This window comes from Flavonifractor plautii ATCC 29863, from assembly GCF_000239295.1.
GTDB classification, from domain to species: Bacteria; Bacillota; Clostridia; order Oscillospirales; family Oscillospiraceae; genus Flavonifractor; species Flavonifractor plautii.
Map to the genome: position 1 here is coordinate 1 of NZ_JH417657.1, position 24909 is coordinate 24909.

At 64.7% G+C, this 24909-nt stretch carries 18 protein-coding genes; 9 read left to right on the plus strand and 9 right to left on the minus strand.

All coding sequences use genetic code 11. The features are described 5' to 3' along the window. Positions 1 to 50: 50 nt before the first annotated feature. Entirely contained in the window at positions 51 to 3662 is a 3612-nt protein-coding gene (locus tag HMPREF0372_RS02810) for an S-layer homology domain-containing protein (protein WP_110503304.1), read from the minus strand. A gap of 332 nt (positions 3663 to 3994) precedes the next feature. Between HMPREF0372_RS02810 and HMPREF0372_RS02815 the strand changes: the two genes are divergently transcribed. From HMPREF0372_RS02815 to HMPREF0372_RS02825, 3 genes are all read left to right on the plus strand, one after another. After that, entirely contained in the window at positions 3995 to 5998 is a 2004-nt protein-coding gene (locus HMPREF0372_RS02815) for an AraC family transcriptional regulator (RefSeq protein ID WP_044939421.1), read from the plus strand. A 542-nt stretch (positions 5999 to 6540) separates the two neighbouring features. Further along, the gene (locus tag HMPREF0372_RS02820) at positions 6541 to 7893 is read left to right on the plus strand and encodes an APC family permease (RefSeq protein ID WP_007488798.1); all 1353 of its coding nucleotides are present in this window, start codon (positions 6541 to 6543) and stop codon (positions 7891 to 7893) included. A 41-nt stretch (positions 7894 to 7934) separates the two neighbouring features. Continuing rightward, the gene (locus HMPREF0372_RS02825) at positions 7935 to 9938 is read left to right on the plus strand and encodes an oxidoreductase (RefSeq protein ID WP_007488799.1); all 2004 of its coding nucleotides are present in this window, start codon (positions 7935 to 7937) and stop codon (positions 9936 to 9938) included. A gap of 202 nt (positions 9939 to 10140) precedes the next feature. On the opposite strand, the gene HMPREF0372_RS02830 is transcribed toward HMPREF0372_RS02825, so the two are convergent. The 4 genes from HMPREF0372_RS02830 to HMPREF0372_RS02845 all read right to left on the minus strand — a co-directional run bounded on the left by HMPREF0372_RS02830 (position 10141) and on the right by HMPREF0372_RS02845 (position 14338). Next, the gene (locus tag HMPREF0372_RS02830; protein ID WP_225123008.1) at positions 10141 to 10350 is read right to left on the minus strand and encodes a hypothetical protein; all 210 of its coding nucleotides are present in this window, start codon (positions 10348 to 10350) and stop codon (positions 10141 to 10143) included. 23 nt (positions 10351 to 10373) lie between these two features. Next, complete coding sequence (gene htpG, locus HMPREF0372_RS02835) at positions 10374 to 12296, minus strand: molecular chaperone HtpG (protein WP_007488801.1); 1923 nt, start codon at positions 12294 to 12296, stop codon at positions 10374 to 10376. Between the two features lie 121 nt (positions 12297 to 12417). Continuing rightward, the gene (locus HMPREF0372_RS02840; protein ID WP_155116952.1) at positions 12418 to 13302 is read right to left on the minus strand and encodes a hypothetical protein; all 885 of its coding nucleotides are present in this window, start codon (positions 13300 to 13302) and stop codon (positions 12418 to 12420) included. A 1-nt stretch (position 13303) separates the two neighbouring features. Beyond that, positions 13304 to 14338, minus strand: a complete 1035-nt coding sequence (locus tag HMPREF0372_RS02845; protein WP_230979251.1) for a GH36 C-terminal domain-containing protein — start codon at positions 14336 to 14338, stop codon at positions 13304 to 13306. A gap of 153 nt (positions 14339 to 14491) precedes the next feature. On the opposite strand from HMPREF0372_RS02845, the gene HMPREF0372_RS02850 reads away from it, so the two are divergent. The 4 genes from HMPREF0372_RS02850 to lepB are packed head-to-tail and all read left to right on the plus strand — an operon-like array spanning position 14492 to position 19305. Then, positions 14492 to 15274, plus strand: a complete 783-nt coding sequence (locus HMPREF0372_RS02850) for a TIGR00282 family metallophosphoesterase (protein WP_007488808.1) — start codon at positions 14492 to 14494, stop codon at positions 15272 to 15274. Between the two features lie 31 nt (positions 15275 to 15305). Beyond that, positions 15306 to 16391 carry a metallophosphoesterase family protein gene (locus HMPREF0372_RS02855; protein ID WP_007488809.1) on the plus strand — a complete coding sequence of 362 codons (1086 nt, stop codon included), beginning with the start codon at positions 15306 to 15308 and terminating at the stop codon, positions 16389 to 16391. Next, on the plus strand, positions 16388 to 18646 hold the full coding sequence (locus tag HMPREF0372_RS20975) for an ATP-binding protein (RefSeq protein WP_007488810.1): 2259 nt from the start codon (positions 16388 to 16390) through the stop codon (positions 18644 to 18646). Before HMPREF0372_RS02855 ends, HMPREF0372_RS20975 begins: the two co-directional genes overlap by 4 nt. 41 nt (positions 18647 to 18687) lie before the next feature. Then, positions 18688 to 19305, plus strand: coding sequence for a signal peptidase I (lepB, locus tag HMPREF0372_RS02865; protein ID WP_007488811.1), 618 nt, complete (start codon positions 18688 to 18690; stop codon positions 19303 to 19305). 51 nt (positions 19306 to 19356) lie between these two features. On the opposite strand, the gene HMPREF0372_RS02870 is transcribed toward lepB, so the two are convergent. Then, positions 19357 to 20769 carry a sigma-54 interaction domain-containing protein gene (locus HMPREF0372_RS02870; RefSeq protein ID WP_007488813.1) on the minus strand — a complete coding sequence of 471 codons (1413 nt, stop codon included), beginning with the start codon at positions 20767 to 20769 and terminating at the stop codon, positions 19357 to 19359. 197 nt (positions 20770 to 20966) lie between these two features. Between HMPREF0372_RS02870 and HMPREF0372_RS02875 the strand changes: the two genes are divergently transcribed. Beyond that, entirely contained in the window at positions 20967 to 21770 is an 804-nt protein-coding gene (locus HMPREF0372_RS02875; protein WP_007488814.1) for a DAPG hydrolase family protein, read from the plus strand. Positions 21771 to 21782: 12 nt separating this feature from the next. Continuing rightward, positions 21783 to 22238 (plus strand): hypothetical protein, encoded by a 456-nt coding sequence (locus HMPREF0372_RS02880; protein ID WP_007488816.1) that lies wholly within the window; start codon positions 21783 to 21785, stop codon positions 22236 to 22238. A gap of 106 nt (positions 22239 to 22344) precedes the next feature. On the opposite strand, the gene HMPREF0372_RS02885 is transcribed toward HMPREF0372_RS02880, so the two are convergent. Genes HMPREF0372_RS02885 through HMPREF0372_RS02895 form a run of 3 tightly spaced genes read right to left on the minus strand, consistent with a single transcriptional unit; the run spans position 22345 to position 24737 of the window. Then, positions 22345 to 23073, minus strand: coding sequence for an ABC transporter permease (locus HMPREF0372_RS02885; protein ID WP_007488819.1), 729 nt, complete (start codon positions 23071 to 23073; stop codon positions 22345 to 22347). A 3-nt stretch (positions 23074 to 23076) separates the two neighbouring features. Further along, on the minus strand, positions 23077 to 23826 hold the full coding sequence (locus HMPREF0372_RS02890) for an ABC transporter permease (RefSeq protein ID WP_007488820.1): 750 nt from the start codon (positions 23824 to 23826) through the stop codon (positions 23077 to 23079). Continuing rightward, positions 23823 to 24737, minus strand: a complete 915-nt coding sequence (locus HMPREF0372_RS02895) for an ABC transporter ATP-binding protein (protein ID WP_007488821.1) — start codon at positions 24735 to 24737, stop codon at positions 23823 to 23825. Before HMPREF0372_RS02895 ends, HMPREF0372_RS02890 begins: the two co-directional genes overlap by 4 nt. Positions 24738 to 24909 lie beyond the last annotated feature (172 nt).

Genomic DNA, 24909 nt, shown 5'->3' on the forward strand with positions numbered 1-24909 from the left:
GCGCCGCCTGTCTCTCAGGCGGCGCGCGCAGTCATTTTTGGAAGGGAAGCTCAACCGAGGTATCTTTGGAGCATGACGGCGACCTCAGCCCGGGAGGCAGTGCCGCCGGGGTCCAGAAGGTTCCCCTTCTTGCCGGTGATGACGCCCTGCTCCACGGCCCAGCTCATGGCCTCCGCAGCCCAGGAGGAGACCGCCTTGCTGTCGGCAAAGGCGCTCAGCTCCGCAGAGCCGGCGTCAGCGCCGGACGCGCGGTAGAGCATGACGGCCAGCTGCTCGCGGGTGATGGAGCCGTTGGGGGCGCTTCCGTCGGAGATGCCGTTTTCCTTGGCCCAGGCCATGCCCTTTTCGTACCAGGTGCCGCCGCCGGAGGTGCTCACGCCGTCCTGGCGGGCCAGGATGGTCATCATCATACCCCGGGTGGTTGGGGCGGCGGGGGCAAATGTGGTGCGGGAGGTGCCGGTCATGAGGCCGTTCTCCACCGCATAGGCAATGCCGCCGGCGGCCCAATGGCTTGCGGGGACATCGGTGAACCCGGTGCCGCCGGTGCTCATTTTGGCGTAGATGGCATTGGTCACATAGCGGTAGTCGTCCTGCTGGTGGGCGCGGTTGTTGACGGAGTTGGCAAAGATGGTGAGATCCATGCCGTCCCGCTCCAGGGCGATGGCCTCCACAAAGCCGTCAATGGGAGTCCCGTTCTCGTTGAGGCAGCAACCGGCGATAAAGCTGTCCTGCTCCGCGGCCTGGATGAGCACCGTGGCCCCGGCGGGGACGGAGGTGAGCACGCCGCAGCTATAGGTATACAGCACATGGTCGCCGTCGGCGGCGTAGCTGGCGGTGATCAGGCTGTCGGTGGGATAGGTGACGGTATGGAGGGCCTCCATGCCCAGGGTGGTGTAGGTCAGGTCGGTGACCAGGTTTTTGGAGATGTACTCCAGCGGGTCGGAGCCGGTGGCGATGTAGGGGGTGCCGGCCTTGACAGCGGCCACGGCGGCCGCGCCCTTCTCCCCCTGATCCAGGGCTACGTTGCCCACGATGATGTCCGCCTTGGCGGGATCGTCGGTGACGGTGAAGCCCAGCTGGTCGATGTAGGTCTCTATGTCGTAGTTGGAGGTGCCGTTGCTGTAGACGTTGCGGTAGTTCCGGAAGCCGTAGCCGTCGCGGAACCACTGGGCGAAGTAGCCCTCCGTGAGCTTGGCACCGGAGAATGCGTCATAGCGGCCTGCGAGGAAGAGCGTGGGCTTCCGGATGGCGCTGGCCGCGGGGGACTCGGCCGTCCGGGTGGCGGAGAGCACAAAGTCGTCCGCAACCGTCTCGTAGCTGGCAAGGGAGAGAGCAAAGTCGCCCTTGTGGTCGCCGGAGGTGATGAGGCTTACGGTGCGGCCGGCATCCAGCAGGGCGTTGACCGCGCGGACCGCCTCGCTGCCGTTGTTGGAGAGGATGACCACGTCGCCCGCCGTGCCGGTGAGCTGGGATCTGCCGGTCACCGTGCTCACCTCGGTGAGCTTGCCGTCAAAGGCGCCCTCTGCGGCGATGGGGATGCAGTCAAAGCCGCGCATGGCGGGGAAGTTGGTAACCGACTCGGAGTACAGATCGGGGAAGCCGGAGGCGGAGGCGTCGGCGCCCTCCCACAGGACGGCGTTGGCGTAGTTCCGCTTGGCCTGATGCATGTCCACCACCAGGGAACCGGCCCTGTAGGTGACGCCGCCCACGGCGGTGTCCGTGTCCAGCGAGGATACCCTTACGCCGTTGCGCAGCAGGAACCGGCCCATCGCATAGGCGTCGGCGGGATCGCGCTGGGAGGCGGCGTCCACGGGGATGACATAGTACTCGGGGAAATAATTGTCGTTCTCCTCGTAGGGGACGCGCCAGGTATCGGACTGCAACTGCTTGTTGTTCACATCCACATACCACTTTTCCATGCTGTCCCGGTGATCTTCGTTCTCGATGCCCCGGCGGAAGAACTCCAGTTGGTTGTGGTAGATGTCGTCCTTGTGCTCCATGACGTAGTCGATCAGGCCGTAGACGCCATACTCGAACAGGTCGGTGGATGCCTCGTTGTTATAGGGGGTCTCAATGGTGTAGCCCAGGGAGCCGCAGTTGAGCATGGCGTAGCTGGGGCCGTAGTTGGTACACAGGTCGTCCCAAGCGGACCAGTGCATGGTGGAGGGGTCGTAGTCATCCCGCAGAGGCATGTAATAGGACCAGTACAGGGTGTCGGGATGCTCCTCCCGGGTGGCCGACATGGTGCCCAGGGCAGCCGTGCCGAAGGCCTCGGAGCCCAGCGCAAAGTTCTTCACCAGCAGGTCGTATTCCAGGTTGGGCTCGTGGGGCGGGGTACAGGGCTCCACCAGGAATTCGGTCATGTAGCCGTGCAGCTCGGCGAATACCACCGGGTTCCAGTCGTTGATCACCTGGACCAGATTGGTAGTCTCGTTCTGGGTCTGGTTGGAGGCGTCCCGGTTCAGATCAAAGCCGTTGTCGTTGCGGCGGGTATTGTAGGTGCGCCCGTCCGGGTTCTCATTGGGGCAGATGACAAAGATGATGTCGTCCAGAATGTCGTCCACCTTCAGCGTGATGTCGCCGCTGATGGTATAGAGCTCACTGGCATCGTTGACGCCGGTGTTGTCCTGAATGTTGCCCTCCGCATCCCTGGTAAACTTCTGGGAGCCCAGGCCGGTGATGCCCAGGTCCAGCACGTCGGGGGCGAACATCTCCGAGATGTCCACACTCTTGTCCTTGAAGCCGGTGAGGGTGTTGTAGGTAACGGTCTCCTGTGTAGCCAGGGCGCGCAGGACGTTGAGCTGGGCGTCCACGCCGGGGTCCTCGTCGGGGTGGACGTTGTTGAGGAAGAAGGGCACGCGGTAGTCGCCCATGGAGCCCTTCTCCAGCTTGTCCTGGAGGGAGGCGGGGTCGGCCTCGGCGATGGCGTTCATGGCCTGGAAGGCGTCCACTGACGCCTTGCTGTCGGACAGGGTGACGTAATACTGGTCCCGGCCGCCCTCGCTCTGGCCGAAGGTGGTGACGGTGATGTACCGGCCGGGGAGCGCCTCGTCGATGATGTCCTGGATGGACTCGTCAATGTCGTCGTAGCGGACGTAGCTGTCATAGGCATTCACCGTCATGTCCGTCTCCGCCACTACGGTATCACCGCTCCGGGCGGACAGGGTGTACGTGCCGATAAAGCTGGGCCAGGCGTTCCGGTTTTTGGAGGAGTCGCCGTTGATGCCGGTAAAGGAACCGGCGGTAAAGGGCAGGGTCACGGTGACCTTGCCGCCGCTGGACGACGCGGCTGCATCGCCCAGGGTGAACAGTGCGTCGCCTCCTTCGCCGTTGTTCCAGACCTGCCAGCGGTCCAGGCGGTCGCCTGGGTAGTAATAGGGATAGAGCGTCCCGTCCTGGAAGCCCTCCTCCCGGGTGAGGTACCAGGTAAGGCCGGCGGCCCAGGCATCGGGAGAGGCGTCCCCCAGTACCGAGGCGTCTACGGTGAGGGTGGCGGTAAAGGCTTGATCCCGGTCAACCAAAGCGAGCGTAGAATCCGAAACGGTGAGTACGGAAGGGGCGGGCGTTTCGGCCGCGGAGGAAATGGCGCTGACGGAAAGCAGCATGCTCAGAGCCAGGAGAAGGGAGAGGGTCCGGACTGCGCGGTGGATACGCATGGTCATGGTCGAGGCCTCCTTCATGAAATGTGGTTCTCAAGCTTCCTCCATGGAAGAAATCTTACTGCTGTTGCTGCACCGGAATCGATCCCCCTTCCTGTAACAGTACTATGACAATAGGATAGCATGGGGTGGAAAAAACGTCAATATAGGAAAGGTGTAGATGCAATTTCTTGTATATATTTTACAATGGCCTGCTGTCAAAAGCATGCGGAGAGAGAAACAGAGTGAAATCCAGATTTTGCTGGAAAGCAGTTTGAAAATACGGTAAAATATCCCCCAAAGGGCTGGCCGTGACACCCGCGGAGCCGGAGCACAACGGAAAGGACGGAAGGGACATGCTGTATGAGACAATCGCGTTTCCCGACAATGCGCCGCTGCAGTGCAGTATCGTGGAGGTGGAGGAATACCCCTTTCATATGCACGACGACGTTCTGGAGATCATGTTTGCCCTGGAGGGCTCCTTTGAGCTCACAGTGGTCAACAACGTGCTGGACATGAAGGCCGGGGATATTTACGTGAGCTGTCCGCGGGAGCTGCACCGGCTCTGCGCCTATCCCCACACCCGGGGGACGGTGATGCTGCTGCACATCAATGTGGAGGCATACCGGGCGGAGTTTCCGGACCTGCGGACCTACCAGTTTGCCAACAGTGCCCTGGAGAACAATACCGCGGGAATCCAAATGCTGGGCAGCTATCTGAAAAAGCAGCTCCCCAGGCTGCTGGACCGGACGGGGACGGAGACGGCTGCCTACAGGGAGGTGGGGGAGAAGATTCTCAACACTCTCATCAAGGAGTTCCAGTGCTATTATCTGGGCAGCGGCTTTCCCGAGTTCAACAACGCCTACAAGGGAAACGAGCTCCAGCTCCGGCGCATCCGCCGGATCACGGACTACATCTACCGCAACTACAACAAGCCTATCCGCATTGAGGATGTGGCGGCCATGGAGCACATCAGCGCCAACCACCTGACCAACATTCTCAAGAATGGCTGCGGCGTGGGCTTCCGGACCTTCCTGAACATGGCCCGTGTGGAGAAGTCGGCGGCCATGCTGCTGGAGGGGGGCAAGGGGCTCCAGACCATCGCCTACGAATGCGGCTTTTCCAAGTACAAATATTTCAGCGACAGCTTTGAAAAGAGCTTTCGCACCACGCCACAGCAGTACCGGCGCAGGTACCAGAGCCGCACCATTGCGGTGCAGGCATATAGCTGCAGGGCACTGGAGGGGCAGGAGCTGGAGCTCCTGCTGCAAAAATTCTGCCGGAAGTCGGAGGAGATCTCGCTGGACTGGGGCGGACGGTATGAGGAGAAGCCCCTCCGGAGGCCCCGGTGCGTCAGCCTGGCGGGTGCCGCCTACGACCACATCACCTGCTTTCCGGAGCTGCGGCGGCTGCGGGAGGAGCTGGGGCTGGACACCGTTGCGCTTGATCTGGACTTTCTGCGCCGTTACCGGAACAGCCCCAGAGTGCTGAACTATATCCTGAATGATCTGTGGTCGCTGAGAATGAGGCTGCGGGTCTGTGTGCCGCCGGGGGAGCCGCTCCGGGGGCTGAGGGAGGAGTTGGAGCCCCTGCGGGAGCGGTTTCTGCGGCCCGGCGGTGAACTGGAGGTGATCGTTCCGGCGGCTCCCGGGGAGGAGGAGCGGGCCAGGACTCTGGCGGAGGCCCTGTCCGCCTTCCGGCTTCCGGTGCGCGTCACCGGGGCAGAGCACCGGCCGGAAGCCAATGCGCTGTATGGCTCCGGCTATATGCCGGGCTACCTCCTCCACACCATGGCTTCAAGCCGGGGGAGCCGTATGCCCCGGCTCACGCTGCTGGACGGGGATTCGGGTGTGGCCCTGCTGACCCCGGAGGGGCTCAAGCGCCCGGTCTACCACCTGCTCTCCCTGCTGGAGCAGTTGGGCGACACGGTAATCGCCCAGGGCGATATGTACCTGGCCGCCAGGCAGTCCGGGAGGGAGGACATCCAGGTGCTGCTCTACCACTATGACGCGTGCTTCGACACGCTGTTCGAGGGTGGCTCCCGGGTCGAGGAACAGGCCCCCTTTGTGGAGTTGATGAAGGATCACGACTACAACCGGGAGGTCACACTGAGCGTCCGGGGCATGACGGGGCGGTTCGCCATCCGGAAGTACCGGCTTACCTCTGAGGAATACGCATCCAGGTACCGGGATTTCCCCCTGCCGCCGGCGGATAGACTTTCCGCAGAGACGCTGCGGGTACTCAACGGAACACTGGCCCCTGAAATGTCCCTGAATCTTCTGGAGCTGGACGGCGCCTACCATCTGACCCTCAAGCTGGCCCCCTTTGAGATCCTGCTGCTGTGCTTTGAAAAACTATAGGTTTTCAAACGAGGAAAATCACTGGAATTTTTCAATCAAATGTGATGAAAACCCACAATTTTTGCTATAAAAAGAATTCCACAGGATTAGGACGGGCAATCCGAAAACGTATACAATATAAACAGAAGTACAGCCAACTGGTCGTCAGTTGGCTGTACTTTTTGTTGTATTTTTCCGGGATGCAGCCGGTTTTATTTTAGCAAAACCCCCAAAATATCCGCAGGGAAGGGGCTATTTTTCTGTATCAAGTTTTCTATACTTAACATATGAAGATTGCAATCGGAATAAAAAACAGGTCGAGTCTGGTCTAGTTTAAAGGGAAAGGAGCCTTTTGCCGAGGGAGAAGGAAAACAGATGTAACCCATGGATTTCGAATATGCGCTTGAGGCTGCGGGGGCACTGCCGTCCTGCGGCTTGAACGAAAGGCCTGTGGCGTTTCCGGTCCCCGCAGGTCGGAGGAGGGACTCCGGTTTGTGTGCAGGCGGAGTCCCGGACAGGGAACGGTCGGCACAGGCCGACCAATAAGTAGAGGAGGATTGTCCATGGAAAACAAAGAAAAGAAAATGCTGACAACAGAGGATCTGAACCGGACGCTGGGGAAAAAGGAGCTGTACTCCATCGCCTTCGGCCATGTGATCGGCTCCGGCGTGTTTTCGCTGATCGGAATCGGCATCGGGTACACGGGCAAGTCGGCGTGGATCGGGATTCTGCTCTCCGCCGTCTTCATTCTGCTCCAGGCCCTGCCCTTCATCGTGATGGCGGGTACCGCCCGCTTCCGCGGCGGCTATTACTCCATGATGGGCACCCTGTGGGGTCCCAAGTTCGCCGGCTTCTACATCGTCATCTTCTTTGCCTCCAACGTCTCCCTGGCCATGTACGCCATCAGCTTCGCCCAGTATCTCCAGGGCGTGCTGCCGCAGGTGCCCATTGTCCCCGTGGCGGTGGCCTGCCTGACCGTATTCTTCATTACCAACCTGCTGGGCATTGAGGGCGCGGCCAAGCTGGAGATCGTCATGGATATCGTGCTGGCTCTGGCCATGACCTGCTTCATCGTGTTCGGACTGCCCAAGGTGGACTACAGCACCCTGTTTACAGTGGACTTTGCCCCCGCCGGCCCCATGGGCATCATCACCTGCGCTGTGCTGCTGACCTGGGCCACCGCCGGCGGCATTGACATGGTCAACCTGAGTGCAGAGGCCAAGAACCCCACCAAGGATCTGCCCCAGGTCATCCTGGTGGCTACCATTGCCATCGCAATCTTCTATGCCCTGATTGCCATGGTGGCCGGCGGCGTGCTCCCCGTCTCCGAGACGGCCAACCAGCCTCTGGACCTGGTGGCCAGGGCGATCATGCCAACTCCCGTGTTCCTGTTCTTCGTCATCGGCGGCGCCCTGTTGGCCCTGACTACGACTCTGAACGCCACCTTCGCATGGATCACCAAGCCCATCCTACAGGCCTGCAACGACGGCTGGCTGCCCCATAAGATCGGCTACATTCACCCCAAGTTCAAGACCCCCGTCATTATCCTGGTGGGCTTCTACATCGTGGGCCTCATTCCCATCCTGACCGGCCTGCAGATCAGCATGATCGCCGACACCGCCGTGGTGCTCAGCAACATTCTGTTCGCCTTCATCTGCTTCGGCACCGTATTTATCCCCCAGCGCATGCCGGAGCTTTGGGAGGTCTCCGCCTTCCGCTGCAGCAAGAGCAAGCTCTACCTGAAGTCCATTCTGGGCGGCGTATCCTGCGTGGTCATGGTGCTGGTGCTCTTCTTCCAGATGAGCATGCCCCAGGCGGTCATTCTGGTCATCATCACCATTGTGGGGATTCTCTTCGCCCAGCTCCGCTACAGAAGCGGCGCCGTCAAGCCCGTCAAGAGCTATGAAAAGCTGTAATGCAGGGATCGACTATTTTATTCAGAAGGAGTTCTTATTGTATGGACAGAACATATCAGCACATATTTACCCCTCTGACCATCCGGGGAATCACCCTGAAAAACCGCATTGAGATCGCGCCCATCTCCGTGTTCGACCTGGATACCACCCCGGAGCGCCACCCCTCCGAGCGGGATATGCAGTTCTTCCGCATGCGGGCCATGGGCGGCGCCGCCGTAGTCACCCTGGGCGACTGTATTGTCGACCCCAGCGGCGAGGACTCCGGCAAGCTGGCCTCCCCCAAGATCCTGGCGGGACATGAGGATAACCTGCCCTTCCTGACCCGCATTGCCGACGAGATCCACCGCTACGGCGCCGTTGCCAGCATTGAGCTCAACCACGCCGGCATGCTGCGGGCCAGCGCGGGCATCCAGGCCTGGGGCCCCGACTACATCAACTTTGACGAGACCAAGACCATCGCCCCCCTGTCCGACCAGTCCGCCTCCGATGAGCCGGTCTACCGCAAGGGCGAGGTGCTCTTCATGACCGAGGAGATGATCGAGACCGTGGTGGACGCCTTCGGCCGCGCCGCCGAGCAGGCCAAGACCTGCGGTTTCGAGATGGCCATGATCCACGCCGGCCACGGCTGGCTCATCCACCAGTTCCTCTCCCCGCTGACCAACCACCGCACCGACCGCTTCGGCGGCAGCCTGGAGAACCGGGCCCGCCTGCTGCTCATGATCATCGACCGCATCCGCCAGTACTGCGGCGAGGACTTCCTCATCGAGGTGCGCTTCAGCGGCACCGAGTACGTGGAGGGCGGCTACACCCTGAAGGAGGGCGTGGAGTTTGCCAAGCTGATGGACGGCAGGGCCGATCTGCTGCATGTCTCCGCCTGCAACTTCTACTTCCCGGAGACCGAGTGCCTGATGGTGCCCGGCATGTTCAAGGAGGAGGGCCACAACCTCTACCTGGCCGAGGAGATCAAGAAGCACGTGAAGCACTCCCATGTGGTGAGCGTGGGCGCCCACCGGGATCCCAAGAAGATCGAGGATATCCTGGCCGCCGGGAAGGTGGACATGATCGCCGTCTGCCGCGCGGTCAACGCCGACCCCCAGTTTGTCAACAAGCTCAAGAGGAACCAGGAGGAGGAGATCCGCCCCTGCCTGCGCTGCAACGCCTGCATCGCCAACTACCAGACCCGCATCACCAAGTGCGCCATCAACCCCACCCTGGACCGGCCGGAGGACGAGGTGTTCCCCTTCCTGCCCACCACGCCCAAGCGGGTGCTCATCGCCGGCGGAGGCCCCGCCGGACTGGAGGCGGCCATTGTCGCCAGGGATCGGGGGCATGAGGTCATCCTCTGCGAGAAAACCGGCACGCTGGGCGGCCTGCTCCGCTACGCCCGGAAGGTGCCCTTCAAGCGGGAGACCCAGCAGTATGTGGATTATATGATTGCCAAGGCCGTCCGCATGGGCGTGGATATCCGGCTGAACACCGAGGTCACCCCCGAGCTGGTAAAGGTCATCGCCCCCGACTTCTGTATCGCCGCCGTGGGCTCCAAGGCCCCGATTCCCCCCATCCCGGGCGTGGAAAAGGCCCATCCCATCATGGACATGTATGACGGCAAGGTACAGGTCGGGCAGAAGGTGGTCATCGTAGGCGGCGGCCTGGCCGGCACCGAGGCCGCTCTGGAGCTGGCCATGCAGGGCAAGCAGGTGACCCTGGTGGAGATGGGCATTGACGTGGCCCGCGACGCCAACTCCATCCACAAGCCCGCCCTGATGATGGAGCTCAAGGATCACGCCGAGCAGGTCACGATCCTGCGCAGGACCACCTGTACCGGGATCCATGACCACGGCATTGTGTGCAGAGACGCGGACGGCAAGGAGCTCACGCTTGACGCCGACACCGTCATCCTGGCCGCCGGTATGGCGCCCCTCCGGGCGGAGGCCCTGGCCCTGGAGCCGCTCTCCAGCGAGTTCCGCATGGTGGGCGACTGCAAGCGGCCCCGCCAGATCCTGGAGGCGGTCCGCGAGGGCTATGACGCGGCCATGGAGGTCTGAGACGGCATCCTGACGCCCCAATGAGAGAAGATCCCATTCCGGGGCCCGGCACATGTGCCGGGCCCCGGAACTTATTTCTGGAGGAGAACCGCGCAGGCAAACAAGACCGCCTCCGCTCATAGGCGGAGGCGGTCTTGCAGTGTATCCGGCGGAACGCCGCCGCTATCCGGTCCCGGGCAAAGCAAAGCCTGGCGCGGCGGACTCACCAGCACTCCAGCTCGGCCAGCACCGCCGGGGAGTCGGTGAGGATTTCTACCGGCTGGGAAAAGTCCAGGGCGAACAGGCCCATGGACGATTTGGCGTCGATAGCGATGGCGCCGTCCAGGGAGCGGACCTGAACCTCGTCAGGAACGGAGTAGGCCAGGCGGTGAAGGCGCTCCAGCGCCTCCACCGAAGGGACTTTCTTCTGCACAACCACGGCGTGTCCTCCTGTCGTCAGTTCATCAGTGAGCACACCAGCTCAGTGTAGCCGGCGGGGTCCTCCAGAGGCAGGCCGGCGATGAGCTGAGCCTGGGCGTAGAGGAGCTTCGCGTACCGGGCGGCCTTGTCCCGGTCGCTCTCCACCGCCCGGCTGAGGGCGGCGAAGGCCGCCGAGTCGGGGTTGAGCTCCAGCACCCGCTGGGCCTTCATGCTTTTGGCGTTCTCGGGGTCCACCCGCTGGAAATACTTCTCCATCTCCAGGGTGATGGGGCCGTCGGCGGTGAGGCACACCGCGCCGCTCTTCAGGATTTTGGACACCCGGGCCTCCTTGATGGCGTCGCCCAGGGTCTCCTTGAGGAAGTCCAGCACGGGCTTGCTCTCCTCGGCCTTCTGCTCCAGGGCGGCCTTCTCCTCGTCGGTCTCGGGGAGGGCGTCGGCGTCGTCCACCGACTTGAAGGCCACCTCGTCCACCGCGCCCAGGGCGTCGATGACGAACTGATCGGGCTCGTCGGTGAGGTAGAGGATCTCGTAGCCCTTGTCCCGGATGCGTTCGGCCTGGGGGAGCTTGGCAAGCTGCCCGGCGTCCTCGCCGCAGGCGTAGTAGATGTACTTCTGCTCCTCCGGCATGCGGGCCCTGTACTCGGCCAGGGAGGTGAGCTTGCCCTCCTTGGAGGAGAAGAAGAGCAGCAGATCCTTCAAAAGCTCCTTATGGGCGCCGTAGTCGCTCACCACGCCCACCTTGATCTGGGTGCCGAAGGCCTTCCAGAAGGTCTCGTACTTCTCCCGGTCATCCTTCTGGAGGCGGAGCAGATCGGCCTTGATCTTCTTCTCCAGGTTGCCCGCGATCACCTTGAGCTGGCGGGTGTGCTGGAGCATCTCACGGGAGATGTTGAGGGAGAAGTCCTGGGAGTCCACCACGCCCTTGACGAAGCGGAAGTGCTCGGGCAGCAGATCGGCGCACTTGTCCATGATGAGCACGCCGGAGGAGTAGAGCTGGAGGCCCTTCTGGTACTCCCGGGAGTGGAAGTCATAGGGGGCGTGGGCCGGGATATAGAGCATGGCCTTGTACTCCACCGCGCCCTCGGCGGACACGTGCACCACGCTCAGGGGATCCTCCCAGTCGCCGTACTTCTCCTTATAAAACTGGTTGTACTCCTCCGCCGTGACCTCGCTCTTGGGCCGCTGCCACAGGGGGACCATGGAGTTGAGGGTCTCCCACTCGTCGAAGTCCTCCCACTCGGGCTTGTAGTCGTCGCCGGCGTCCTCGGGGCGGGGCTTCTGGCGGGACTTGTGCATGAGCATGACGATGGGGTAGTGGATGTAGTCGGAGTATTTTTTGACCAGCTCGGCCAGGCGGTACTGCTCCAGGTACTCGTCGTAGTGGTCGTCCTCGGTGTTTTGCTTGATGTGGAGCACGATGTCGGTGCCGGCGCTCTCCTTCCCGCAGGGGGTGAGGGTGTACCCGTCCGCGCCGTCGGAGGCCCACTGCCACGCCTCGTCGGAGCCGTAGGCCCTGGAGGTGACGGTGACGTGGTCGGCCACCATGAAGGCGGAGTAGAAGCCCACGCCGAACTGGCCGATGATGTCGGTGGTGTGCTCCCCGCCGTTCTCCTGCTTGGCCAGCTCCTGCTTGAACTGGAGGGAGCCGCTGCGGGCGATGGTGCCCAGGTTCTGCTCCAGCTCCTCCTTCGTCATGCCGATGCCGTTGTCGGAGATGGTCAGGGTGCGGGCAATCTGGTCGGGGGTGAGGGTGATTTTGAAGTCGGAGCGGTTCAGCCCCACCTGGTCGTCGGTGAGGGCCTTGTAGGCCAGCTTGTCCACCGCGTCGCTGGCGTTGGAGATCAGCTCCCGCAGGAAAATCTCCTTGTGGGTGTAGATGGAGTTGATCATCAGATCCAGCAGCCGCTTGGACTCGGCCTTGAACTGTTTCTTTGCCATGACAATGCCTCCTGTATCTCAAACAGTTTTGTAAACAAAGAGCGTTAGCACTCAAACTCTATGAGTGCTAACGCTATCATAATCCTTCGCATGAAAAATTGCAAGAGGGTTCAAGGATTGTTTACAATTCGGTGGGAGCGGATGTGCCAGGACGCGCCGTCCCGTTGACCCGGCCGATCTCCTCCGGGGTGAATGCGTGCGGCTCCGCCGCCGGGGCGGAGGGCTGGGGAGCAGGGTCAGCCGGACAGAGCTCCGGGAAGGCGCTGCTGAGCAGCCCCCGGAGGCGATCCAGGGGGATGGGGCGCTCCAGGGTGGCGGTGGGGGAGGTAGCGCCGTCCGCATAGACCGGGAAGAGGAGCACAAGGTGGTCTTCCGTAAGGTAGAAGGCGTTGACATCCCAGTAGCTCTCAAAATATGCCCGGCCGTACGGGCCGTCCTCCAGACCGTCCAGAGCATCCAGAAGAGCGTCCATCCCCTTCTCGGCCGGAACCCGCAGTAAGGAGTCCAGGGTAAGGGCTTTGCCGGTGGACAGGTCAAAGAGGCTGCCGGAGACAGTGACCGCGGGCTCACCCGCCAGCGCCTCGGTGCGCTGGTAGCGGACGCTCAGGAAGCGGTCGCACCGCTGGATGGTGTAGACGCTCTCCACGGAATAGTCCCCGCCGGGCTCCAGGCCTGGAGTGCTCCAGTACTCCAGGCCCTTTTCCAGCCACCCCTCTCCCAGTATGGAGAAGTCTTCGTTTAGACTCTGCCAGACGGGGTTCTCCCCGGCGTTTTCGATGCAGGGCATGACAAAGCGCAGGGAGACCACCACCCCCTCCGGCGCGTCCGCGTTGGATTCCTCGCCGGCATAGTCCCGCTGAAAGACCTGCTCGCCCCACACCGGGGCGGGCGTCTCCGGCCGGATCGAACCGGCCTCCGGCGGCGGGGCGGTCTCCGCCGGGGCCTTCGGTGTGCAGGCGGCCAGACAGAGGGCCAGCAGCAGAACGAGCGCCAGGTATCGTTTCACATCAATCCCGCCCATCTAAGTCAAGATTCTTCTCCCGGAATACGATGCGGAAGGAGGGGATGTTGTCGAAGCCCAGGTTGGAGGTCTCCACTGTGAAGCGGTAGGCGCGCTCCGTCAGGACGGCGGTCACCACCACGTCCTCCCCGTCCTCGGCGATGGTGACATCCCGCAGGAAGTGGCTGTCCCGGCCCAGGGAGCCCGCCGGGAAGGAATAGGGATAGAGGTTCTTTGGATATGTCCCCTCACCGATCCATTCCTCTATCTCATCAGTTTCCGCGCCGCCGCTCTCCAGGCAGGTGTTGTGGAGGCGGAGGGTGAACACCCGGCGGTCTGGATCAAAGCTGGTCTCGAAGCTGGGGATGGTGGTGGCCGCCGGGAAGAACCCCCCAAACAGCTCCTTACTGTCCCCGTTGGGGATGAAGGAGAAGGAGAGGCCGTCGGCGTCGATGCGGGCGTCGTACACCTGCTCAAACCGGGTGCTTTCAGTATCGGGGCGGCCGTTCTCCCACCAGCCCATGTAGAAGGGCTCCGCCGGGTCCAGCCAGGTTTCCACAGTATCCAGCGTGGTCTGAACGGCGTCCTCCGGCACCCGGCCGTAGGCGTCCACCAGCACCCGCACGGTACCCGACTCGGGCAGCCCTTTCCAGGGGGTGGAGGAGCTGACACCGCCGGTGGTAAAGCGCACCTCGCCGGGGCCGGTGATCTGATAGGAAGCATCGGCGTCCAGACCCGTCAGGTACACCCGGCGGCCGGTTTCCCCGAACACCCAGTCCAGAAGGCGGGGTTCACTGCCGCCGTAGGTGTATTCCACCACAAAGTCGTCCAGATAGCCGCGCACCTCCGTCACCGTATAGCCCTCGGCCTCATAGAAGGCGGGCAGTTCCTCCTCCGTGACCGGGGTGGGCAGCTCGGCGGTGGGGGCGGGGCTGGCCGCGCCGGGAGAAGGGGCGGGCTCAGCGGGGGCGGCCGGGGCGCAGGCGGCCAGCAGCGCGGCCAGGGCCAGGGCGGCCAGGCCGGAAAAAAGGCGCAGTTTCATAAAAAAATCCTCCTTGGCGTCTCCTATCATACCATAGGGGACGGCAAAAAGGGTTACGGGGGCGGTTTCAATCCGGTTACAAGAAACTACGATTGCCCTTTTGCAAAAAATCACATATAATAGAGGCTGCTGATTATGAGAGGGAGGCAAGTTATGATTCTGAACGTGCTGGCCGTAGGCGACGTCGTGGGGGACAGCGGCGTGGAGTACCTGTCCCGCCATCTCCGGGGGCTGAAAAAGCTCAAGGGCGTGCATTTCACGGTGGTCAACGGGGAGAACGCGTCCGGCGTGGGGATTCTGCCCCGGCAGGCCCGGGAGATCTTTGACGCCGGTGCGGATGTGGTCACCCTGGGCAACCACACCTGGAACCGCATCCAGATCGCCGACTTTCTGGAGGACGACCGGTATACCCTCCGCCCCGCCAACTACACCAGCCGGGTGCCCGGCCGGGGCTGGGGCGTGTACGACGGCCCCGGCGGTCTGCGCATCGGCGTCATGAACCTGATTGGCCGGTGCGAGATGGACAGCAACTTCGACAACCCCTTCACCACCGCCGACCGGGTGCTCAGGCGGATGGAGGGGACCGATGTGGTGCTGGTGGACTTCCACGCCGAGGCCACCAGCGAGAAGGGGGCCATGGGGTATTACCTGGACGGCCGGGCCCAGGCCGTGTGGGGCACCCACACCCATGTCCCCACCGCCGACGGGCAAATTCTCCCCAAGGGGCTGGGCTTTGTCACCGACCTGGGTATGACCGGCCCGGCCGAGAGCGTGCTGGGCATCCGGCCGGAGCAGGCCGTCAACCGCTTCCTGGGCGGGCTGCCCCGCCGCTTTGAGCCCGCCCCGGGCCCCTGCAAGCTGGAGAGCGTACTCTTCTCCATCGACACCGACCAGCGGCGGTGTGTGAGCGTCGAGCGGGTGGACATCCGCGCGTAATATCCCCTGCGAGAAAGGAACCGAGACATCTATGCTGACAATCATCCACGGGGCGGATTTCCACCTGGACGCCCCGTTTGCCGCCCTGCCCCCGGACAAGGCCAGGGCCCGCCGGGCCGAGCAGCGGGAGCTGCTGGACCGGCTGGCCGGGCTGGCGGAGGAGCGGCGGGCGGACGTGGTGCTGCTCTCCGGCGACCTGCTGGACGGCGGCCAGACCTACCAGGAGACCGTACAGGCCCTGGCCCGGACCCTGGGGGGCATCCCCGCCCCGGTGTTCATCGCCCCGGGCAACCATGACTGCTACGGCCCCCGTTCGGTATACGCCGGCACGGCGTGGCCGGACAACGTACATATCTTTTCCACCGTGGCGGTGGAGGGGGTGGAGCTGCCCGGCCTCAACTGCGTGGTGCACGGCGCGGCCTTCACCACCCCCCAGGCCGACCGCTCTCCCCTGATGGGCTTTGCCGCCCCCCGGGACGGGCGCATCCACCTGATGGCCCTCCACGGGGACGTGGAGGGGAAGGGGCGCTACGGTCCCATCGCCCTGGAGGACATCGCCGCCAGCGGCCTGACCTACCTGGCCCTGGGACACATCCACGCCTGCTCCGGGCTGCAAAAGGCGGGGGACACGTACTGGGCCTACCCCGGCTGTCCCGAGGGCCGGGGCTTTGACGAGCTGGGCGACAAGGGCGTGCTGGTGGTGACGGTGGACGACGGCGGGGCCGTGTCCGCCGAGTTCGTCCCCCTGGCCCGGCGGCGCTATGAGATCCTGACCGTGGATGTGACCGGGGCGGAGAGCCCGGCCGCCGCCCTGGCGGCGGCCCTGCCCGCAGACGCCGGGGAGGACTGCTATCGCATCGTGCTCACCGGAGAGCGGGGGGAGGAGCCGCCGGAGCTGGCCGCCCTCGCCGCCCTGGCCGAGCCCCGTTTTTACAGCGTGACCCTCCGGGACCAGACCCGGGAGCGGCGGGCGCTGTGGGCCCGGTCGGGGGAGGACAGCCTCACCGGCCTCTTCCTGCGCACCCTGCGGAGCGGGGCGCTGGAGGGGGACGGGCTGGAGCTGGCCGCCCGCTTCGGGCTGGCGGCCCTGGAGAATGGGGAGGATCCCTGCCTATGAAGATTTTGAAGATGCGCGCCACCTTCGGCAAGCTCCAGAGCGCGGAGCTGGCGCTGGGGGAGGGGCTGAATGTCATTGAGGCCCCCAACGAGGGGGGCAAGTCCACCTGGTCGGCCTTCCTGCGGGCCATGCTCTACGGGATCAACACCAAGGAGCGGGACCGTCAGGGCTACCTTGCGGAGAAGAACCGCTACCAGCCCTGGAGCGGCGCGGCCATGGAGGGGAGCGTGGAGCTGCTCTGGCAGGGGCGGTCCGTCACCCTCCGCCGGGGGCCCAAGGGGAGCACCCCCTTTGGCCGCTTTGAGGCGGTGTATACCGGCACGGCGGAGCTGGTGCCCGGCCTCACCGGGGACAACGCGGGGGAGACCCTCACCGGCGTGCCCCGGGAGGTATTCGAGCGCTCCGCCTTCGTGGGCCAGGGGGGCGCGGCCATCGACGGCGCCCCCGCCCTGGAGGCCCGCATCGCCGCCCTGGCCTCCAGCGGGGAGGAGGATGTGTCCTACTCCCAGGTAGAGCGCCGCCTGCGGGACTGGCTCAACCGCCGGAAGCACAACAAGACCGGCCTGATCCCCCGGCTGGAGGAGGAGCTGGCCGACGTGGAGGAGACCCTGGCCCGCCAGTCCAAGGCCTTCCGTCTGGCCCAGGAGGCCAGGCGGGAGCTGGAGCGGCTCCAGGCCGAGCACAGACTTCTGGAGTCCGAGCGGGACGCCCACCTCAGCCGGGCCATGGCCCAGCGCAGGGCCCGGTGGGAGGCGGCCCAGGCCGCCCTTGCCGAGGCCCAGGCCCAGGTGGACGGCCTGGAGGCCGAGCGTACCCGCCACGGCGCGCCTCCCGACCGGGATACCCTGAAAAGGGCCCAGGAGGAGCTCAACGCCCTCAATACCCTCCACGCCAACCGCAAGCTGGCGGAGAGCCAGCTGGAGGAGGCCCGGGCGGCGGAGGCGGAGGCCCGGGCCTCCGCAGAGGATCCCCTGTTCCCCGGCCTGACCCCCGACGAGGCCTGGGAGCGGGCCGGCGCCGACGCGGAGGCGGCGGGCAGCCGGCCCAAAACAGCGGGGCTGTACGCGGGCGGCATCCTGCTGCTGGCAGTGGGCGCGGTGGGGCTCATAGCCACCCTCTGCGGGACGCTGCCCTTGCCCCTGGGGGGGAGCCTTCCGGCCGTTTTGACGACGGCCGGGGTGTCCGCTGCTCTGGCTATCGGGGGGGCAGCCCTGCTGATCGCCGCCGGGCTGTGGAAAAGACGATTTGCCGCCGGAGCGGCAGAGCTGCTGGCACGCTACGGGGCGGAGCGGCCCGAGGATATTCTGGGCCGGGCCAGCGCCTACCGGGAGGCGTGTGTGGTGGCGGCGGAGGCGGCCAAAAAGCGGGAGGCGGTGGAGCAGGCCCTGGCCGGGCACATCGCCCGGGACGAGGAGACCCGCCGGAGGCTGCTGGAGCTGGTGCACCCCTTCGCCCCCACGGTGACGGACACCTTCGGCGTATCCGCCGCCCTCTCCCGGGCGCTGAACCTGGACGAGCGCCTGTCCACCGCCCGGGTAAAGCTGGAGGGGGCCAGAACCCTGGCCGACAGCCTGCCCCGGCCCGAGGAGGTCTCCGGCGGGACGGACGTGGAGCCCCGCTTTGACCCTGCCGAGACCGCGGCCCGCCTGAGCGCGGCGGAGGGAGAGCTCTCCCGGCTGCGCAGCGGCCTGGCCATGGCCCAGGGGGAGCTGAATACCCTGGGCGACCGGGAGGCCCTTCAGACCCGGCGGGAGGCCATCCAGGAGGAGCTGGACCGCCGCCGGGCGGAGTACGACGCCCTGGGAGCGGCCCTGGCCGCCCTGGAGCAGGCCCACAGCGGGCTCCAGGCCCGGTTCTCCCCGGCCCTCAACCGCCGGGCGGGGGAGCTGCTGGCGGAGCTCACCGGCGGGAAATACGACAAGGTGGCCCTTACCCAGCAGTTTGAGGCCCTGGCGGAGGAGCACGACGGCCTCCAGCCCCGGCGGGCGCTGACCCTCTCCCAGGGCACCGCCGACCAGCTCTACCTGGCGGTGCGTCTGGCGGTGTGTGAGCTGGTGCTCCCTGCGGAGGAGCCCTGTCCCCTGGTGCTGGACGACGCCCTGGCCAACTTCGATGACGGCCGCTGCGCCCTGGCCCTGGAGGCCCTGGCCCGGCTGGGAGAGGAGCGGCAGATCCTCCTGTTCACCTGCCACAGCCGGGAGGCGCGGCTGGCGGAGGGCCGGGAGGGGGCCGCCGTTCTGCGCTTGCAATCGTGAGCAGGGCGGGGTATAATAGAACGATCTTTTTTCCCATTCGGATGGAGCTGATACCTTTGGCAAAGAAGCAAACACAAGACGGGGAGGAGCAGGAGGAGCTCTCCAGCGGCGACTCCCTCAAGCTGGATCTCTACTTCTGGCTCCAGGCCCTGGTGCTGGCTCTGGTGGCGCTGATCCTTCTCTTCACCTTCGTGGGGCGCATCATCGGCGTGGACGGCAGCTCCATGTATCCCACGCTGCACCACGGGGACATGCTGCTGCTCCAGAGCGTCGGCTATGAGCCCAAGCAGGGGGATGTGGTGGTGCTCACCAAGGCCTTCCGCGATGTGGACGGGCCCATCGTCAAGCGGGTCATCGCCGTGGGCGGACAGACGGTGGACATCGACTACGACGCGGGCACCGTCGCAGTGGACGGACAGGTGCTGGACGAGCCCTACATCCATGAGGCCATGCTGTGTCCCACCTATGAGAACCAGACCCATATTGAGGTGCCGGAGGGCTCCATCTTCGTCATGGGCGACAACCGCAACCACTCCAGTGACAGCCGGGACGTGACCCTGGGCACCGTGGACGAGCGGTATGTGCTGGGGCGGGCGGTGTGCGTCCTGCTGCCCTTCCAAAACTTCGGCATGATCCCCGAAGGGGAGCAGACCAGATAGCATGCAAAACGCGGGCCGCGTATCCAAGGGATACGCGGCCCGCGTTTTAATTCAGGACAGGCGGAAACGCTCCAGCTTCTGATAGAGGGCGGTGCGGGAGATGCCCAGCAACCGGGCGGCCAGCGCCCGGTTGCCCCCGGCATAGGCCAGGGCCTGCTCCAGGGCGGCGCGCTCCTGGTCGGCCAGGGTGGGGGGCGGCGCGGAGGCGGGGCCGGACGGCGACTCCGTCCCCGCCAGGGGGTCGGTGACGCCGAAGGCCTCGTTGTAGCTGCGCTGGCCGATGGTCAGCTCGTCCACCACGTGCCGTCCGGTGATCTGCACCCCGTCGTAGAACACCAGCCAGCGGCCCACCAGATTCTTGAGCTGGCGGACGTTACCCGGCCAGGTGTACCGCTGAAGGTACTCCATGGCCTGGTGGGTGAGGCGGAGCCGCCCGCCCTTTTGGGCGCAGAGGCGGTCGATGAGCAGGGGAATGTCCTCCGGCCGGGCCCGCAGGGGCGGCAGGTAGAGTTCGATGGTGGACAGGCGGTAGTAGAGATCCGCCCGGAAAGCCCGCCGCTCGCTCATGGCCAGCAGGTTTTGGTTGGTCGAGGCGATGATCCCCGCACGCAGGGGGATGATCTCACGACCGCCCACCCGCTCAAACTCCCGGGACTCCAGCACCCGCAGCAGCTTGGACTGCATCTGCAGATCCATGTCCCCGATCTCGTCCAGCAGGATATCCCCATCCCCCGCCAGTTGAAACTTGCCCATCCGGGCCTCGGTGGCGCCGGTGAAAGCCCCCTTCTCGTGGCCGAAGAGTTCGGATTCCAGGAGCTGCTCTGGGATGGCGGTACAGTTGATGGTCACATAGGGGAGGGGGCGGCCCCCGTGGCGCTCGGCATGGATGCCGCTGGCGATGATCTCCTTGCCGGTGCCGGTCTCCCCCAGAATGAGTACGCTCTCACCGCTGTGAGCGGCTTTCCGGGCCTTGTCCAGCAGGTCGGCCACCCGGGGGCTCTCCCCTACAAAATCCTCCAGGCGGTAGCCGCTGTCCACCCGGGCCAGATCCTGGTAGAGGCCCCGGAAGCCGGCGGCCTGGTCGCTGAGCTGGGAGAGCACCTTTTTCAACCGGCCCAGGTTGCGCACCGTGATGGTGCCCACCACGCCGATGACCCGCTCCCCGTCCAGGACGGGAAACAGGCTGGAGATACAGGGCCGGCCATGGAGCTCCAGAAAGAGATCGGGCCGGGGTTGGCCGGTGCGCAGCACCTCCTCGAAGGGGGAGAGCTGGTCCAGCACTGAGATATGCTGCCCCACCACCGCTGCCCGCTGAGACGGGTCGGGGAAGGAGCTGGCGCTGATGTAGAGGATGCGGCAGTCGGTGTCCACCAGAATGGCGGTGTCGAACAGGCTGTCCAGCATCCGGTCCAGGACGCCGCCCCGGGTGTGCAGCTCCTGGCGGCTGATGTGCAGAGTCTGCATGTCCTCACCACCTGTTCATAATCTGAACACTATTATACAATATGTGCGGGAAAAAGACAAGACAGCCGGGCGGAATGGGGGGAGAAGGAGGGCAGAAGTCCCCTGTGGGGCGGGGGTTCCGGGCCGTGCGGCGCATTTGGCACGGGGATTGCTTATGAAAATAGACGTGAATACAAAACACAGAAGGAGTGTTTATCATGAGCAAGAGACCCGAACTGACCGCTGCTGAGCGCGCCCTGCCCTACGCTAAGTTTTACGACCTGCCTATCACCCCCATTCCGGAGGAGAAGCTGGCCGTGCTGGCGGCTGGCCCCATCGATCCCAGCCTGGCGCTGAAGATCGAGGACCGCAACGACCTGTTCAAGCCCGGCTATCTGCCCTGCGAGATCGGCTACTGCGTCATGCCCAACGGCACCGGCTTCCTGGCCAACCGCACCGAGATGCCCGGCGTGACTCCTGAGATGTTCGAGTGGTGGTTCGCCTGGCACAGCCTGGAGGATCTCCGCTACCGCATCTGGGACCCGGAGGATCACTACTATGCCCGCCAGCAGATGCGGGAGAAGACCCTGGACCAGAGCCTGCCCATGCGGGAGCGCACCTGGGGCACCGTCCACCATGTGCTGGAGGATATCGGCCCCGGCCCCGACGAGCTGGTTTTGGAGTTCCGCTATCCCCACGAGCTGGGCTATGAGGAGGAGAAGGTGGGCACCGACGCCTGCGCCGCCCTCATCTGCGCCAACGGCCACGGCCCCGTCCCCGGCCAGGGCGTGGCGGCCATCATGACCCACTTCGTCCGCGAGATCCCCGGCGGCATCGAGCTGCGCTCCCGCTTCTGGATCGGTTACGGCCTGGTGGACGGCAGGCTGGTCAAGCTGGTGCCCGACGGCGTGTCCGTCCCGGAGGAGGTACCCATGGGCCTGTTCGCCCACAACCTGAAGGAGTTCGGCCACCTGGCCGCCATCTTGCCTCAGGTCTACGCCGAGAACAAGGACAACTGGTAAGGAGGAGCCGTCATGTGCAAGAAGAGCAAATTCCCTCTGGTATTTAACATTTTCCTGGCCTTCTTCATCACTTTGGTGGTGACCATCTTCGTCAAGGCCGGCGAGGGCGCGCTCACCCCGGAGAGCTTTATCATCGGTATGATTCAGGGCTTCTGCCTCAACATGACCCTGGAGACCATCATCGATCTGCCCGCCATGGGCAACAAGTTCGTCCGCGCCCTGGGCGTCAAGAAGATGGAAGGCCCCGCCGCCTACTTCCTGCGCCTGCTGGCCATCGTGTTCGTGATTGTGCTGCTCATGAGCTTCCTGCTGATGTTCTGCGAGATCGGCTTCGCCATGGGCGCGGGCTTCTTCGGCTTCTGGATCACCAAGGTGCCCGCCATCTTTGTGGTGGCCTACATCACCGCCGCCATCGTCTTCATCCCCTCCATGAAGGCGACTGCGGTCATCTGTTCCAGGGAGGACTGAATCGGATGACACAGGAGGATGTCTATAAACCCTCCTGCCGTCGAAAGGACCTTTTCGATAGGCGGTAAAACATACCCCCGCGTGCTATGGCACGCGGGGGTATGTTTTACCCGGTGACGGCATCCCGGCGGGAGAGCCGCCGTACGGCCAGCAGAGAGAAGAGCAGAAGGTAGAACCCGCAGCCCGCCAGAAAGGAGGGGAGGGGCAGGGCCATCTGGGGGTTGTTGGCCCGCATACCCAGGCAGAGCAGGGAGTAGGGAAAGGCGGCGCCGAAGCCCTGGCTGGTAAGGAGCAGGCCGAAGATTCCACCCACCAGGGCGATGGCTACCGGCGGGGCGAAGGCGCGGATGGCCAGACTGAGGTAGAGCTGTACGGCGCACACCGCCGTACAGCCCAGGGCGCCGAAGGCCAGCCAGCCGGGCAGCTCCGGGGGCAGAGGGGCGGAGATACCTGCCAGCCTGCCGCTGAGGAGAAAGAGCAGGCCGATGAGGGCCATGGCCAGGGCGGACACCCCCAGGTCCAGCAGCAGCTTGCCCAGGTAGAGCGCACGCACTGGCACCGGGGCGGTGAGGGCGGCGTTCCAGTTGTGGTCGGCGTGCTCCAGCCGCCACTGCCAGGCGCAGAACACGCCGAACTGGGCGGGGAGGAAGAACATGGAGGCAAACAGGGTGTGCTGGGTCCACAGGCTGTACCAGCCGGCGTCCAGCACCTCCAGGTTGCCCAGGTAGTTGAAGGTGCCCAGCACCGCGGGAAAGAGGGGGAGCACCAGGAAGGCCAGCCACACCGGGGCGCGGCGGCACTTCATCAGCTCCGCCCGGAGACAGCGCAGTACCATGCCTCACACCTCCTTTCGGACGAACAGAGTCCGTCCCACAGTGAGAAAGAGGGCCGCCCACAGGCACAGGAGGGCCAGATCCAGGGGCTCCGGCCGCCGCCAAAAGAAAGCGGTCCAGCGGGTGGCCTCATCCCATTCCATCCGCACCAGAGAGAGCAGGCCGTAATACCCCCAGGGGACGCACCGCTGTACCCACACGGGGAAGAGCAGGGCCATGAGTCCCACGAAGCTGCCGAAGATGCCGCATACCAGAGCCACGGCCTGGTTGGCGAAGCGGAGGGACAGCCCCTGCTGGAGGGCGTAGAGGGTCATGGACACCGCCCAGGACAGGGCGGTAAAAACCGCGAACCGCCCCCAGGGCGTCCCGCCGGGGAAGCCCATGGCAAGGCCCAGGGCCAGAAAGAGGGCGCCGCGCGCCAGGAGCAGGCCGGCCAGCACCAGGGCGCCCCAGGCCAGCTTGGCGGCGTAGAGACGACCGGGGGTGACGGCAGTCTCCAGCAGCTTGAGGGTATGCCCCCTGTGCTCCAGCTCACAGCTCCGGCTGGCAATCACCGCCACGCCGATAGGGAGCATAATGGCGTCCACCATTGCCAGGTTGTAGAGCAGAAGCATCCACCCCTGAGCCAGCGCCTCCGCATCCTGCCGGGTCAGGTAGGCCCCAAACCACAGGAGCTGGGCGGCCAGCAGGCCGGCGCAGACCAGGGTGAGCTTGCGCCGGCGGCACTTGCAGAACTCCAGGGCCAGCAGCTTCACAGGCTCTCCTCCCTTCCGGTGAGCTCCAGAAAGAGGTCTTCCAGGCTCTTCTGCCGCTCCTCCATGCGCAGAAGATCCACCCGGTGGGAGGCCAGAAAGCGGGAGAGACTGGCTGCATCGGCATCGGAGAGCAGGGGAAGGGTGAGCCAGCCGTCCTCCAGGGTGCAGGGGACACGGTTCTCTCCCAGCAGGCGGGCTGCCCCGGCGTTGTCGGTGGTGCGCAGGGCCAGGCGGGGGCAACTGCGGGCGTGGAGCGCGGACAGGGTGTCCTGAAACACCAGCCTCCCCTCCCGGATGATGCCCACGTGGTCGGCCATCTGGTCGATCTCGCTGAGCAGGTGGCTGGACACCACCACCGTCATGCCGAACCGGCCGGGCAGGGAGCGGATGAGCTCCCGCATCTCCTGGATGCCCGCCGGATCCAGGCCGTTGGTGGGCTCGTCCAGGATCAGCAGCCTGGGGAAGCCCAGCAGGGCGGCGGCCAGGCCCAGCCGCTGCTTCATGCCCAGGGAGTAGTGGGCCGTCCGCTTGCCCTTCTGGCCGTCCAGCCGGACGATGCGCAGCACCTCCCCGATGTCCCGCTCCGGCGCCCCGCGCAGGGTTTGGACGATGTGCAGGTTCTCCGCGCCGGTCAGGTGGCCGTAGTAGCTGGGGCTCTCGATCAGGCTGCCCACCTGCCTGAGAGTCTCCATGCGGGTGCGGGGACCCATGGGCCGCCCAAAGACGGCGATTTCCCCTGCCGTGGGCCTGGCCAGCCCCAGAAGCAGCTTGAGGGTGGTGGATTTGCCCGCCCCGTTGGGGCCCAGAAATCCATAGACCGCCCCCTCCGGCACGGTGAGATCCAGATGGTTGACCCGCAGAGCCGGGCCGTACTGTTTGCACAGCCCGCGGGTTTCCACAACAGCGTTCATGTGAGGACACCTCCTTGTTACACCGCAAGGATAGCGCCCCTCCCTTACATCCCGATGAAGCCATCCTTACGCTTACCTTACGTTTTCCGGCCGGGGCGTGCAAAGGGGAAGCCAGTTGTTGTATAATAGAAAAACAGCGGGAACAGGGCGCGGGGCCATGTGCTTTCTGCCC

Coding starts and splice junctions, on each gene's coding strand:
- HMPREF0372_RS02845 (WP_230979251.1), bottom strand. CDS start 14,338: ATGAAACTGCGCCTTTTTTCCGGCCTGGCCGCCCTGGCCCTGGCCGCG.
- HMPREF0372_RS02880 (WP_007488816.1), top strand. CDS start 21,783: ATGTGCAAGAAGAGCAAATTCCCTCTGGTATTTAACATTTTCCTGGCC.
- HMPREF0372_RS02825 (WP_007488799.1), top strand. CDS start 7,935: ATGGACAGAACATATCAGCACATATTTACCCCTCTGACCATCCGGGGA.
- HMPREF0372_RS02815 (WP_044939421.1), top strand. CDS start 3,995: ATGCTGTATGAGACAATCGCGTTTCCCGACAATGCGCCGCTGCAGTGC.
- HMPREF0372_RS20975 (WP_007488810.1), top strand. CDS start 16,388: ATGAAGATTTTGAAGATGCGCGCCACCTTCGGCAAGCTCCAGAGCGCG.
- htpG (WP_007488801.1), bottom strand. CDS start 12,296: ATGGCAAAGAAACAGTTCAAGGCCGAGTCCAAGCGGCTGCTGGATCTG.
- HMPREF0372_RS02875 (WP_007488814.1), top strand. CDS start 20,967: ATGAGCAAGAGACCCGAACTGACCGCTGCTGAGCGCGCCCTGCCCTAC.
- HMPREF0372_RS02810 (WP_110503304.1), bottom strand. CDS start 3,662: ATGACCATGCGTATCCACCGCGCAGTCCGGACCCTCTCCCTTCTCCTG.
- HMPREF0372_RS02870 (WP_007488813.1), bottom strand. CDS start 20,769: ATGCAGACTCTGCACATCAGCCGCCAGGAGCTGCACACCCGGGGCGGC.
- HMPREF0372_RS02855 (WP_007488809.1), top strand. CDS start 15,306: ATGCTGACAATCATCCACGGGGCGGATTTCCACCTGGACGCCCCGTTT.
- HMPREF0372_RS02895 (WP_007488821.1), bottom strand. CDS start 24,737: ATGAACGCTGTTGTGGAAACCCGCGGGCTGTGCAAACAGTACGGCCCG.
- HMPREF0372_RS02885 (WP_007488819.1), bottom strand. CDS start 23,073: ATGGTACTGCGCTGTCTCCGGGCGGAGCTGATGAAGTGCCGCCGCGCC.
- HMPREF0372_RS02820 (WP_007488798.1), top strand. CDS start 6,541: ATGGAAAACAAAGAAAAGAAAATGCTGACAACAGAGGATCTGAACCGG.
- lepB (WP_007488811.1), top strand. CDS start 18,688: ATGGAGCTGATACCTTTGGCAAAGAAGCAAACACAAGACGGGGAGGAG.
- HMPREF0372_RS02850 (WP_007488808.1), top strand. CDS start 14,492: ATGATTCTGAACGTGCTGGCCGTAGGCGACGTCGTGGGGGACAGCGGC.